This is a genomic window from Hymenobacter sp. BRD128 (assembly GCF_013256625.1).
Lineage (GTDB): Bacteria > Bacteroidota > Bacteroidia > Cytophagales > Hymenobacteraceae > Hymenobacter.
Window position 1 is genome coordinate 1,497,541 of record NZ_CP053908.1, and the last position, 12,302, is coordinate 1,509,842.

General features: G+C 62.8%; 11 protein-coding genes, 1 pseudogene and 1 riboswitch. Of the genes and pseudogenes, 6 read left to right on the plus strand and 6 right to left on the minus strand.

All coding sequences use genetic code 11. The annotated features are described in order from the left end of the window. Positions 1–22: 22 nt before the first annotated feature. Positions 23–96: riboswitch (Fluoride riboswitch) on the minus strand. Positions 97–239: 143 nt separating this feature from the next. From GKZ68_RS06705 to GKZ68_RS06720, 4 genes are all read left to right on the plus strand, one after another. Next, the gene (locus GKZ68_RS06705; protein WP_173112299.1) at positions 240–1,169 is read left to right on the plus strand and encodes an SPFH domain-containing protein; all 930 of its coding nucleotides are present in this window, start codon (positions 240–242) and stop codon (positions 1,167–1,169) included. Between the two features lie 369 nt (positions 1,170–1,538). Beyond that, the gene (locus tag GKZ68_RS22375; protein WP_173112302.1) at positions 1,539–3,188 is read left to right on the plus strand and encodes an OmpA family protein; all 1,650 of its coding nucleotides are present in this window, start codon (positions 1,539–1,541) and stop codon (positions 3,186–3,188) included. Positions 3,189–3,374: 186 nt separating this feature from the next. Beyond that, complete coding sequence (gene gatB / locus GKZ68_RS06715; protein WP_173112305.1) at positions 3,375–4,838, plus strand: Asp-tRNA(Asn)/Glu-tRNA(Gln) amidotransferase subunit GatB; 1,464 nt, start codon at positions 3,375–3,377, stop codon at positions 4,836–4,838. 109 nt (positions 4,839–4,947) lie between these two features. Continuing rightward, the gene (locus GKZ68_RS06720; protein WP_173112308.1) at positions 4,948–6,072 is read left to right on the plus strand and encodes a TlpA disulfide reductase family protein; all 1,125 of its coding nucleotides are present in this window, start codon (positions 4,948–4,950) and stop codon (positions 6,070–6,072) included. A 67-nt stretch (positions 6,073–6,139) separates the two neighbouring features. On the opposite strand, the pseudogene GKZ68_RS06725 reads toward GKZ68_RS06720, so the two are convergent. The 4 genes and pseudogenes from GKZ68_RS06725 to GKZ68_RS06740 all read right to left on the minus strand — a co-directional run bounded on the left by GKZ68_RS06725 (position 6,140) and on the right by GKZ68_RS06740 (position 8,325). Next, a pseudogene (locus GKZ68_RS06725) lies at positions 6,140–6,234 on the minus strand. 15 nt (positions 6,235–6,249) lie between these two features. Continuing rightward, entirely contained in the window at positions 6,250–6,993 is a 744-nt protein-coding gene (locus GKZ68_RS06730) for a hypothetical protein (protein WP_173109577.1), read from the minus strand. Between the two features lie 12 nt (positions 6,994–7,005). Next, positions 7,006–7,485 carry an acyl-CoA thioesterase gene (locus tag GKZ68_RS06735; RefSeq protein ID WP_173118248.1) on the minus strand — a complete coding sequence of 160 codons (480 nt, stop codon included), beginning with the start codon at positions 7,483–7,485 and terminating at the stop codon, positions 7,006–7,008. Between the two features lie 159 nt (positions 7,486–7,644). Then, entirely contained in the window at positions 7,645–8,325 is a 681-nt protein-coding gene (locus GKZ68_RS06740) for a protein-L-isoaspartate(D-aspartate) O-methyltransferase (RefSeq protein WP_367949211.1), read from the minus strand. A 187-nt stretch (positions 8,326–8,512) separates the two neighbouring features. On the opposite strand from GKZ68_RS06740, the gene GKZ68_RS06745 reads away from it, so the two are divergent. Beyond that, on the plus strand, positions 8,513–9,931 hold the full coding sequence (locus GKZ68_RS06745) for a sugar transferase (RefSeq protein WP_254244186.1): 1,419 nt from the start codon (positions 8,513–8,515) through the stop codon (positions 9,929–9,931). A 147-nt stretch (positions 9,932–10,078) separates the two neighbouring features. After that, positions 10,079–10,696 (plus strand): riboflavin synthase, encoded by a 618-nt coding sequence (locus GKZ68_RS06750; protein WP_173112313.1) that lies wholly within the window; start codon positions 10,079–10,081, stop codon positions 10,694–10,696. Between the two features lie 91 nt (positions 10,697–10,787). On the opposite strand, the gene GKZ68_RS06755 is transcribed toward GKZ68_RS06750, so the two are convergent. After that, positions 10,788–11,378 carry a phosphatase PAP2 family protein gene (locus GKZ68_RS06755; protein WP_173112317.1) on the minus strand — a complete coding sequence of 197 codons (591 nt, stop codon included), beginning with the start codon at positions 11,376–11,378 and terminating at the stop codon, positions 10,788–10,790. Then, positions 11,371–12,279: an oxygen-dependent coproporphyrinogen oxidase gene (hemF, locus tag GKZ68_RS06760; protein WP_173112320.1), complete on the minus strand. Its 909-nt coding sequence runs from the start codon at positions 12,277–12,279 to the stop codon at positions 11,371–11,373. The genes GKZ68_RS06755 and hemF overlap by 8 nt, the downstream gene beginning before the upstream one ends. Positions 12,280–12,302: the final 23 nt, after the last annotated feature.

The following is a 12,302-nucleotide window of genomic DNA, read 5'->3' on the forward strand; positions in this document are numbered from 1 at the left end:
GGCGCGGCCCTACTGGCCGGTCGGTAGCGTAGGAATCATCAGCGCGGCGCTGGGGGCGCCGGCGGTTCGCGGTGGCAATCCATCACCGGTAATGACGCAAAAGTAAGGCAGTAGGCCTACCAACTGGGCCCTGAGGTGTAATGCGCGCCCGGCGCTGGCGAGATACCATTCCAAACGTGCAGCCAGGCGCTTACCTTGCCGCACGTTCGGCTATCCATCTCACCTTTTTGCCCGCTGCCATGAGCTTTTCGCTGATTCTGTTCGGTCTGCTGCTTCTCACGCTCTTTCTGAGCTACGTTATTGTGCCGCAGGGCACGGTGGCGGTGGTCACGGTCTTTGGCAAATACCGCCGCGTAATGATGCCGGGCCTCAATTTTAAGCTGCCGTTTATTGAAACGGTGTTCAAGCGCATCTCCATTCAAAACCGCTCGCTGGAGCTGGAGTTTCAGGCCATTACCATCGACCAGGCCAACGTCAATTTTAAGGCCATGCTCGTGTACTCGGTGCTCAACCAGGCCGACGAAACCATTAAAAACGTGGCCTTTAAGTTTGTAGATGAGCGCAGCCTCATGCAGGCGCTCATCCGCACCGTGGAGGGCAGCATCCGGGCTTTCGTGGCTACCCAGCGCCAGGCGGCCGTGCTGAGTTTGCGCGGTGAAATCGTGCTGCACGTGAAAGACCAGCTCGACGAAACCCTCGAAAGCTGGGGCTACCACCTCATCGACTTGCAGCTCAACGACATTGCCTTTGACGAAGAAATCATGCGCTCGATGGCCAAGGTAGTGGCCAGCAACAACCTCAAGGCCGCCGCCGAAAACGAGGGCCAGGCCCTGCTCATCACCAAAACCAAGGCTGCCGAGGCCGAGGGCAACGCCATTAAAATCTCGGCCGAGGCCGAGAAAATCGCCGCCCAGCTGCGCGGCCAGGGCGTGGCGCTGTTTCGCGAGGAAGTAACCAAGGGCATGGCCCACGCCGTGCAGGAGCTGGCCGAGAACAACCTGGACCCCTCGCTCGTCTACTTCTCGATGTGGACCGAGGCCATCAAGCACTTTGCCGAGCAGGGCAAGGGCAACGTTATTTTCCTCGATGGCTCCAACGAGGGCCTGGAAAAAAGCCTGCGCAACATGACGGCTTTGCAGCACCTCGACCGGCCCGCGGCCGGCCGCTAGGCCCGGCAGATTCACCCACGCCGCGCACGGCGCTACCATTGCAGGGGCCTGTGCTTGACCAGAATGTGCTGGCGGCCGGAACCAAACTCATGCGGTTTCTGAGCCAGGGTCGGCGCTGCGGGCATACGCCAGCCGATGCCTATCGGGTGGCGGTGCAGGTTAAAAGGGCATCGACTTACCGCTCTTACAAAAGCTGTAGCAACAGGGAAAGGGATACTTGAGGTATAACTAATACTCAACAGTAGCCGTAACGGGAGGGCGGCGGCTGGCCTGGTTTGGGTAGCCGTCTGGTAGCAGAAAATGGCCTGGCTAGGCCTGGCTCAGCTGCAAGTACTTGTTAAATACCCTTTTTACTCTTCTCATTCTTTGATGAAACACCCCCTATTCAAAACCGCGCTATTGAGCGGGATTGCTTTACTGGCTGCCGCGCCGCGCAGCCAGGCCCAAAACGCCGACCGCAAATGGGGCATCAGCGGCTACGTATCGGCTCTGCAGTACCGGGGCGACCTGGGTAGCAACTTCTGGGACCTGCGCAACCAGCCCTACGGCGGTGGCCTCACGCTCAGCCGCTACGTAACCAAAGGCATCGACATTAACCTGTCGGCCAACCAAGGCCTGCTGCGCTACCCCAGCGAGGATAATACTTTTACTACCCCTACCACCCCCGGCAACTATGGCACTGCGCGTCGCTTCCGGGCCAACGTAACTACCCTGGGGCTGGGCTTTAAATTCAAGCTGCTGCCCAACTCGCCGATTGACCCCTACATCCTGCTGCAGCCGGGCCTGGCCATCGTGTATTCGGACCGCTATATCAATACGGCGCCCTCGGTTAGCAACCACACCAGCTTCGGCTCTTTCGACGGCCAGGCTGCGCTAGGTCTTGATTTTCGCATCTCGCCGGGCTTTGGCCTCTTCGTGCAGGCCGGTCAGCATTACCTCGACCGCGACGACTACCGCCTCGATGGCGTGGGCGGCAACCCGGACAATGATAACTTCTGGGATAAATACGACCGCTACATGCAGTTCTCGGCGGGTATTACCGCCAACTTTGGCAAAGCCAAGGATACGGACGGCGACGGTGTGCCCGACCGCAAGGACAAGTGCCCCGACACGCCCGCGGGCGTGAAAGTGGACGTGAACGGCTGCCCGCTCGATACGGACGGCGACGGCGTGCCCGACTACCAGGACAAGTGCCCCGAGGTGAAGGGCCTGCCCGCCCTGCAAGGCTGCCCCGACAGCGACGGCGACGGCGTAGCCGATGCCGATGACAAGTGCCCCAACACCCCGGCCGGCGTGCGCGTCGATGCCTCCGGCTGCCCGCTCGACGCCGACGGCGACGGCGTGCCCGACTACCTCGACAAGTGCCCCGGCACACCCAGCGGCGTGAAAGTGGACGCCACCGGCTGCCCGCTCGACCGCGACGGCGACGGCGTGCCCGACTACCAGGACCGCTGCCCCGACCGCGCCGGCCCGGCCTCCAACAAAGGCTGCCCCGAGATTCCGGCCGAGCAGAAGAAGATTCTCAACGAGGCCACCAAGTACATCAACTTCGACTTCAACAAGGCCACGCTCAAGCCCAGCTCGTACCCGCGCCTGAACCAGATGGTGCAGATACTGAACGACTACCCGGACTACTCGCTCTCCATTGCCGGCCATACCGACAGCAAGGGCGACGAGGCCTACAACCTGCGCCTGAGCTACGAGCGCGCTGCCTCGGCCCGCAAGTACATGCTGGAGCACGGCATCCCGGCCGAGCGCATCGAGAGCCGGGGCTACGGCAAAACCAAGCCCATTGCCGACAACAAGACGGCCGCGGGCCAGGCCCTGAACCGGCGCGTGGACTTCGACCCCTACCTGACGGGCGAGACCAACGCGGCCGAAGCCAAGTATGGCCCGGCCCCGAGCATCGCGGAGCTGAAGGCGGAAGGCAAGAAGCTGCCCGGCAAGAAGACCACCGGCACCGGCGCCCCCCACAGCCGCAAGGCCCCGGCCAAGAAGGCCCCGGCCAAGCGCAAGTAAGCGCTGGTTAGCCCACCGGCTACGCTAACAAAGCAGCCCGCTCGTGTTGAGCGGGCTGCTTTTTTTAGGGCCCGAAAGTAGGAGCGGGGCTAGCCCCGCGGCACCCCTAAAACCCTGGCGCACCGAATCGGCTTTAACTTGCGGCCCGGTTGCGGCGGAAGCTGCCGCGCCCCCACTACTGCTTTTATGGACGACGCCCTTCTTGCCAGCTACCAGCCCGTAATCGGGCTCGAAGTACACGCGCAGCTGCTGACGCACAGCAAAATGTATTCTTCCGATGAGAATGAGTACGGCGCTATGCCCAATACCAACCTCTCGGTTATCACCCTGGGCCACCCCGGCACGCTGCCCCGCGTGAACCGCACGGCCGTGGATTTTGCCCTGAAAATGGGCCTGGCCACCAACTGCCAGATTCAGCGCGAAAACCTGTTTGCGCGCAAAAATTACTTTTACCCCGACCTGCCCAAGGGCTACCAGATTACGCAGGACAAGACCCCGATTTGCTACGGCGGCCACGTCGATATTCGCCTCGCCGACGGCAGCACGCGCCGCATCGGCATCACGCGCATTCACCTGGAGGAAGATGCCGGCAAGAGCATGCACTTGGCCGGCGAAACCGAAACCCTCGTGGACCTGAACCGCGCCGGCGTGCCGCTCATCGAGATTGTGAGCGAGCCCGATATTCGTACCGAGGAAGAAGCCTACGCCTACCTGGCCGAAATCAAGAAGCTGGTCGAGTACCTGGGCATCTGCGACGGCAACATGGAGGAAGGCTCCCTGCGTTGCGACGCCAACGTGAGCGTGATGAAAAAGGGGGCTAGCCAGTTCGGTACCAAGGTGGAAGTCAAGAACATGAACTCCTTCCGCAATGTGCAGCGGGCCATTGAGTACGAGGTGAAGCGCCAGATTGAGATTCTGGAAAATGGCAGTGAGGTGGATTCCGAGACGCGCGGCTTCGACGCGGCCAGCGGCACCACCAGCGGCCAGCGCTCGAAGGAAACCCTCAACGACTACCGCTACTTCCCCGAGCCCGACCTGCCGCCCCTCGTCATCGACGATGCCTGGCTGCACCGCGTGCAGGCCGGCTTGCCGGCGCTGCCGCAGCAGCTCTACGCCCGCTTCACGGGCGAGCTGGGACTGAGCGACTACGACGCCAACGTGCTGATTGACCAGAAGGAAGTGGCCCAGTACTTCGACGACCTGGCCCGCCTGCTGCCGGCTGGCAGCGCCAAGGCCGCCGCCAACTGGGTGATGGGTCCGGTAAAGTCGTACCTGAATGAGCGTGCCTTAGAAATCAACGACTTTCCGATGGACCCCGGCCAGCTGGCCGGCATTATCGAGCTGATTGAGGCGGGCCAGCTCAACTACTCGGTGGCCAGCAAGCAGCTGTTTCCCTTCCTGCTCGACCACCCGCAGGCCAACGCTACCGGCGCCGCCGAGCAGCTGGGCCTGCTCACCAAGGCCGATGCCGGCGAGCTCGAAGCCCTCGTGCAGCAGGTGCTGGCCGCCAACCCCGCCAAAGTAGCCGAGTACCGCGCCGGTAAAAAGTCGCTCACCGGCATGTTCATGGGCGAGCTCATGAAGCTCACCGGCGGCAAGGCCGACCCCAAGCTAGCCAACCAGCTGCTGCGCCAGGGCCTCGACGGCTAGGCCCCAAAAAAGGCTGCTGCGGAACCAGTTGGCTGTTTTTTAGCTTTGTGCGGCAGTCGCTAGCCCTGGCCGGCGGCGCCTTCTTTTTTCTTTGTCAATGATTCCTTTTATGAAACCAGCCCTTGTTGCCGTGGCCCTGCTCGGCCTCACCAATGCCTGCCAGAATGCCAGCGCCGCCGAGGGCTACGAGATAACGGGCCAGCTGCGCAACGTGGCGGCCGGCACTACCCTGCACCTTTCGGAGCTGACCAGCAGCCAGTTTGTGGAGCGCGGCACGGCCAAGACCGATGCCCAGGGCAAATTTACCTTTAAGGGTTCGTTGCCCGTGACGGCGGCGGTCTATCAGCTCAAGATTGACGAGCCTAACCAGGTCTTGCTGGTGCTCGATAATAAGACGCACCTCACGCTCTCGGGCGATGCCAAGAGCTTGGCAAACAGCTATCTGGTAAAAGGCTCGAAGGATTCGGAAGTCATTCAGCAGCTGACGCGCACCATGAACGCCAGCCGCGGCCAGATGCAGCGCCTGGGCCAGCGCTACAACGCCGCCGGCCAGGCCGGCCGCACCGATTCGCTGCCCATCATCGAGCAGCAGTACAATGTGCTGGCTCACGCCACGGCCAGCCGGGCCAAGGCGGTGATTCGGCGCAACGCCTCGTCGGTGGCGGCGGGCTTTGCTGCGCTCAGCTTCGTGGACCCCAACGAGGACTTTGCCTTCGCCGACTCCATCGCCAGCATTCAGCGCAAGGCGCAGCCGGCTTCGCCCTTCACCCAGGCTTTGACCGAGCGCCTGGAACCGCTGCGCGCCACGGCCATCGGCGCCACGGCCCCCGAAATCAACCTGGCTAGCCCCGATGGCAAGCCGGTTTCGCTGAAAAGCCTGCGTGGCAAGTACGTGCTAGTCGATTTTTGGGCGAGCTGGTGCGGCCCTTGCCGCCAGGAAAACCCCAACGTAGTGAAGGCTTATAACCAGTTTAAGGACAAGGGCAAAGGTTTTACGATATACAGCGTGTCGCTCGATGACGACAAGGCCCGCTGGACCCAGGCCATCGCCGCCGACGGCCTGGCCTGGCCCAACCACGTCTCGGACCTCAAAAAGTGGAACAACGCCGCCGCCGCCGCCTACGGCGTGCAGTCCATCCCGGCCTCGTTCCTGCTCGACCCGAGCGGCAAAATCATCGGCAAAAACCTGCGCGGCCCGGCGCTGGAAGCCAAGCTGGTGGAGGTGCTGAAGTAGAGTGCCTCGTGTTCAAAACAAAAAAGGCCTTTCTACGCGCAGAAAGGCCTTTTTTTGAATATGCCAGAACTGAGGGTAGGACTCGAACCTACGGAGGAACCGCTACATAGCTTCCATCGGCGTGCTTGTGCACGACGGCAATCACCGCTCTGCCACCTCAGTGACAGGGCGAAGTTATTAGGCCAAAAACATGCGCTGCAAGCCGCCCCAGAGGCGTTTTTTGAGGCTCACGTCGTACTCTATCATTTCGACCTCGGCGCCGGCCAGGTAGGCGAGGCCCACGGCTGGGAACTGCACGGGCTCGTAAATCTGGGTGGTGCGCACGGCCACGTCGAGCAGGTTTTTGCCGAAAGCCAGGATGTGCGTGGCGGCAATCTCCTTGCGTAAGTTTTGCAAGGCTACCGGGTACGTGCCTTCCACATTCACGAGCACCACGTCGGCCATTACCAGCCTGATGGCTTGGAGCAGCTTGTTGAGAAACACGTTGCGCGGCAGCTTCTTAAACTGCTCGGGCGGCAGGCGCACCAAAATAACCACCCCCTGCGCGTTTTCGCCCAGGGTGCTGAAGGTGGTGAGTAAATAGGGTGCGACGGGCGGCGTTGCCGCTGGCGCCGGGCTAGCCGGGGCTGGCGCCGCTACGGGCGGCGGAGAAACTAACTGAGCAGTGGGCAGGCTAGCGGGCGCACTAGGCGGCGCCGCCGCCGGCGGGGGTAGCTGGCCGCTGGCAGCCGGCGCGGGCAAAGCCGGCCCCGCTGCGGCGGGCGCCGCTGCGGCCACTGCCAGGGCTACTGGCACGGCCCCGGGTGCCGGAGCCACTTCCGCAGCGGGGCGCTCTTCGGCCTCGGCGGGCATGTAAAGCGTGACGCCAGTGTAGAAGTTTTGCAGGAAGGCCAGGGTGCCACTTTGCTCGTCCTCAGTCATCTATGATAAAAGTTAAGCCAGCTCGAACATCGCTTTCAGCTCGGCGGCATCGCTAGGCTTCATGCGGCCGGCCAGCACTAGGCGCAGCTGGCGGCGGCGCAGGGCACCCTCGTAGAGCGCAATTTCTTCGGGAGTTTCGGGCAGGGCCTCGGGCACGTCGATGGGCCGGCCCGACTGGTCAACGGCCACGAAGGTGAAGAACGCCTCGTTGGTTTTTAGCTTGGTGCCGCTCGGGATGTCTTCGGCCCACACATCAATGTGCACCTCCATGCTGGAGGCGAAGGCGCGCGTGACCTGGGCCTGCAAGGTCACCACGTTGCCGAGCCGGATGGGGTCGCGAAACGACACGTTATCGACCGAGGCCGTGACCACAATGCGGTTGGAGTGCTTCTGGGCGGCGATAGCGGCGGCAATGTCCATGAGGTGCATCATGCGGCCGCCCATCAGGTTGTTGAGCGTGTTGGTATCGTTGGGCAGTACCAACTCGGTCATGATGACGAACGAGTCGGATACGGGGCGTTGCTTGCGCACTTTATTGAGTTATGAGTTAAAAAGATAGGAGCGAGGAATTGGGTGGGAGGTGTGCAAAGGTAAGCCGGCCGCGCCGCGGGACGGCTGGCCCGGCTAGCCAGCAACAAGCCAGCTCCTCACTCAAACTGCCCAGCCGGCCGCGCCGCGCAGGGGCACGAAGCGGCAGTCGCCCAGCGCCTCCCGCACGAAGCTTTCGGGCCCCTCGCGGGTGATGCGCAAGAGCTGCTGCTGGCCAGGGTCGGCGGTGCCCACCGGCACCACCAGCCGCCCCCCAATGCGCAGCTGCCGCAGCAGCGCCGGCGGCAGGGCCGGCGCCCCGGCCGTGACCAAAATGCCATCAAAGGGGGCTAGCGCGGGCAGCCCCAGCGAGCCATCGCCGAGGTGCAGGCCGGTCGTGGGCAGGCCCAGCGCCGCCAGCCGCTGCCGGCCCCGCTCAAACAGCACCGGGTTGAACTCGATACTCTGCACATACTCAGTAAGCTGGCACAACACCGCAAACTGGTAGCCCGAGCCGGTGCCAATCTCCAGCAGCCGCTGGCCGGGCAGCACCCCGAGCAGCTCGGTTTGCAGCGCTACCATGCTGGGCTGCGAAATCGTTTGGCCTTCGCCGATGGGAAAGGCCTTGTCCTGGTAGGCGTGGGCCTCGAAGGCCGGTTCAAAAAATAAGTGGCGCGGCACCGCGCCCAGCGCCGCCAGCACCCGCTCGTCGCGGATGCCGCGCTGCGCGCGCAGCAGCGTTACGAGGGCGCGGCGCTGGCCCCGGTGGCGGTACGTGTCGGGTAAAGAGTGAATAAGACGCACAAGAATTAAAAAGTGGCACCGCATGCCGCCCGTCTGCCAAAGCCGGCAGTAGGGCTAGCCGGGTAGCGAAACCGTCGGTTTGCCCGGCTAGCCCGGCCTCCGCTCGCGGCCCGGTCGGTGGCTACAACTAGAAGTACCCCTATTTTTGCAGCATTCGCCCACAAAATTACACGCTACCGCGCTCCCCTTGTTGCTTCGCCGACTTCAGTACCTCAAGCTTGTGGCGGCCGATTTTGTGGCGGCGCTGCTAGCCTGGTCCGCCTTCTTTTTGCTGCGCAAGTACTTACTGAAGGAAAGCGTGGCCTATCACCTCACCCAAAACGACCTGTATTACCTGTCGGGGGCGGCCGTGCTGGTAGCCTTGTTCTGGACTACGCTCTACGCGCTGGTGGGCGAATACCGCGACATCTTCCGCAAATCGCGCCTGAGCGAGCTCATTCGCCTGGCTAGGGTGTCGCTGCTGGGCACGGTGGTTATTTTCTTCGTGCTGCTGCTCGATGACCAGGGCGTGAATAATTACCGCGCTTACTATAAGACGTTTACGGCGTATTACCTGCTGCATTTTGGCATTACGGCGGTGCTGCGCATCTGGGCCGTGAGCAGCGTGCAGCGCCTAGTGCGGCGGGGTGTTATTTCCTTTCCAACGCTGCTGGTGGGCTCTAACCAACTGGCCCTTACCACCTATACCGACTTGCAGCGCACCGGCCGGCACCTGGGGCTGCGGCTGGTGGGCTTTGCGCCGGTAGGCACGGCCGTCGATGCCGAGCTGGCTAGGGTGCTGCCGGCGGCGGGCTCTTACCAGCAGCTGCCCGGTCTGATTCATAGCCTTAGCATTGAGCAGGTTATCATTGCCATTGAGCCGAGCGAGCACCGTCGCATCCAGGAAATCCTGAATTTGCTGGAAGACTCGGTGGTGCGCATCAGCGTGCTGCCCGACCTCTACCAGATGCTGCTGGGCTCGGTGAAGGTGAACCACATTTTTGGTACGCCGCTCATCGAAATCAAGCAGGATTTGCTGCCCGTGTGGCAGCAGGTGCTCAAGCGGGTGATTGACGTGGGCGCGGCAGTCGGGTTTTTGCTGCTGGCCTGGCCGGTGTATGTGTTCACGGCCCTGATGGTGCGCTCGTCGTCGCCGGGGCCGGTTTTTTACCGCCAGCCGCGCATCGGCAAGAATGGCGTGCCGTTCGACATCATCAAGTTTCGCTCGATGTACGTCGATGCTGAAAAAATGGGCCCCGCGCTCAGCTCCGACTTCGACCCGCGCATTACGCCCTGGGGCCGGTTTATGCGCCGGGTGCGGCTCGACGAGTTTCCGCAGTTCTGGAACGTCATCAAGGGCGATATGAGCCTGGTGGGGCCGCGCCCCGAGCGGCAGTTTTTTATCGACCAGATAGTGCAAATCGCGCCCCACTACCGCCATTTGCACCGCGTGCGGCCCGGCCTCACCTCGCTGGGCCAGGTGAAATACGGCTACGCCGAAACCGTGGCCCAGATGGTCGAGCGCCTCAAATTCGACATCCTCTACATCGAAAACATGAGCCTGGCCATGGATTTCCGGGTGCTGCTCTACACCTTGAAAATCATCGTAGAAGGCCGCGGCAAATAAACCGCAGCTTTTGCTGATTAACCATGATTGCGCCGTTGCGGAGGGGCTAGCCGCCAGGCAAGAGCCCGGGGCTGAGCAGCCGCCCCGGCGCCAGGGCATGACAAACCAATCAGTGAAATCACGGTTAATCAGCAAAAGCTGCGATTTATGTTTACAGGGATAATTGAAGCCGTGGGCACCGTGGTGGCCGTGGCCGCCGAAGGCACCAACCGCCACTTTACCGTGCAGTCGCCCTTTGCCGGCGAGCTGAAAATCGACCAGAGCGTGGCGCACGATGGCGTGTGCCTTACGGTGGTGGCCGTAGATGCGGCGGCCGGTACGCACGTGGTCACGGCCATTGATGAAACACTGAAAAAGACTAACTTAGGCCAGTGGCAGCCCGGCCGGCACCTCAACCTGGAGCGTTGCCTGGCCGCCGGTGGGCGCTTCGACGGCCACATTGTGCAGGGCCACGTCGATGCCACCGCCGAGTGCCTGCGCGTGGAGGACCAGAATGGCTCCTGGCTATTCCGCTTCCGGCACGCGGCCGGCCCGCAGCGCCTCACGGTAGAAAAAGGCTCCATCACGGTTAACGGGGTGAGCCTGACCTGCTTCGACAGCACGGCCGACGAGTTTTCGGTAGCAATTATCCCCTACACTTACGAGCACACCGGCTTTCACCAGCTGCAAGCCGGCGAGCGGGTAAACCTGGAGTTTGACATCGTGGGCAAGTACGTGGCCAAGCTGCTGGCCAGCCAGGGGCTGCTTGCCAGCGTGGGGGCATAAGGCCACCAGTCAAAATAAGTACGGACAGGGCCACACCGATAATCGATAAAATCGCTAGGCTGCTTAGAAAGCGCCGCAGTAGCAGCTCTTTTTAAGCAGCAGGTGGCGTTGCTGGCGGCCACCAGTAGGGGTCAACCTTGGCAAAGGCCCAGGCGGCCAGCCAGCCCAGCAGCGCGCCCACCAGCCAGCCGCTGATAACGTCGCTAGGGTAGTGAGCCGCGAGATAAACGCGGCTATAAGCGAGCAGGGCGGCCCAGCAGCATACCCAGAGTTTGAGGCCCCGAAACCGGCCCGCCGGCAGGGCCAGCAGCAGAAAAACGGCCATCGCGGTCGAGTTGGCGGCGTGCGACGACATAAAGCCGAAGGCCCCGCCGCAGCCGTCGGGCAGGTGCAGCAGCGGCGCCAGGTCGGGGGCGTGACAGGGCCGGGGCCGGCCCACAAAGGGCTTGAAGAGCTTGCTCGTGATACTATCGGCCAGTGCCACGGCCGCGATAAGCAGCGGCAGCACGGCTTTAGCCCGGTGCTGATAATGATAAAGCAGCCAGATGATTAACACTGCGTAGAATGGTATCCATACGTAGCGGTCGGACGCGAAAACCATTATCCGGTCCAGCGCCGGCGAGTGGGCACCGTTGAGGGCTAGCAGCAGCCGGTGGTCGAGGGCGCGCAGCGACTCAAGCATGGGCGGCGGTCCAATCGACGCCCTTGCGGAGCCAGCCGAGCGTGATGGCCTCGGGTGAGCCTTCCTCGGGCGGGGCGGGGTTGTAGCTCCAGCCGCAGCGCGGCGGCAGGCTCATCAGAATGCTCTCGGTGCGGCCGCCGGTTTCGAGGCCGAAGCGGGTGCCGCGGTCGAAAGCCAGGTTAAATTCGGCGTAGCGGTTGCGGCGCAGCGTTTGCCAGGCTTCTTCGCGGGGGCCGAAGGCTAGCGCGTGGTTTTCGCGCATGATTTCGGTGTAGGCCGGGGCAAAGGTTTCGGCCACGTCCCGCACGAAGGCGAACAAGTCGTTTACCGAACCGTCCTGGCCTACGGTGAGGCGGTCGAAGAAAATGCCGCCCACGCCCCGCGTTTCGTGGCGGTGGGGCAGGTAAAAGTAGTCGTCGGCCCAGCGGGTGTACTTAGGGTAGTAAGCCGGATTATGCTCGTCGCAGGCCTTTTTGAGCCGCTGGTGAAAGCGCCGGGCCTGGGCTTCATCCACGTAAATCGGCGTCAAATCAATGCCGCCGCCAAACCATGCTTCGCCGTTGCCGGCCTCGAAATAGCGCACGTTCATGTGAATGATGGGCACGCGTGGCGAGCGCGGGTGCAGCACCACGCTCACGCCGGTGGCAAAAAAGTGCGGGTCGGGCAGGTGCAGCTGCCGGGCGGCGGCGGCGCTCAGCTCGCCCTCCACGGCCGAAAAGCCCACGCCGCCCTTTTCCAGAATGGCGCCGCCTTCGAGCACCCGCGAGTGGCCGCCGCCGCCGCCGGGCCGCTGCCAGTCGTCTTGCCCAAAGCGGGCGGGGCCGCCGTCGGCGGCTTCGAGGCTAGCGCAAAGGCGGGTTTGAAAATCCTGGAGCCAGGCGGCAATGTCGGTGCGGGACATAAGTAGTGAACAGTGAACAATGA

Excerpts from the sequence above, each read along its gene's own strand:
- GKZ68_RS06705 (WP_173112299.1), top strand. The coding sequence starts at position 240 with ATGAGCTTTTCGCTGATTCTGTTCGGTCTGCTGCTTCTCACGCTCTTT.
- GKZ68_RS22375 (WP_173112302.1), top strand. The coding sequence starts at position 1,539 with ATGAAACACCCCCTATTCAAAACCGCGCTATTGAGCGGGATTGCTTTA.
- gatB (WP_173112305.1), top strand. The coding sequence starts at position 3,375 with ATGGACGACGCCCTTCTTGCCAGCTACCAGCCCGTAATCGGGCTCGAA.
- GKZ68_RS06720 (WP_173112308.1), top strand. The coding sequence starts at position 4,948 with ATGAAACCAGCCCTTGTTGCCGTGGCCCTGCTCGGCCTCACCAATGCC.
- GKZ68_RS06730 (WP_173109577.1), bottom strand. The coding sequence starts at position 6,993 with ATGACTGAGGACGAGCAAAGTGGCACCCTGGCCTTCCTGCAAAACTTC.
- GKZ68_RS06735 (WP_173118248.1), bottom strand. The coding sequence starts at position 7,485 with ATGACCGAGTTGGTACTGCCCAACGATACCAACACGCTCAACAACCTG.
- GKZ68_RS06750 (WP_173112313.1), top strand. The coding sequence starts at position 10,079 with ATGTTTACAGGGATAATTGAAGCCGTGGGCACCGTGGTGGCCGTGGCC.
- GKZ68_RS06755 (WP_173112317.1), bottom strand. The coding sequence starts at position 11,378 with ATGCTTGAGTCGCTGCGCGCCCTCGACCACCGGCTGCTGCTAGCCCTC.
- hemF (WP_173112320.1), bottom strand. The coding sequence starts at position 12,279 with ATGTCCCGCACCGACATTGCCGCCTGGCTCCAGGATTTTCAAACCCGC.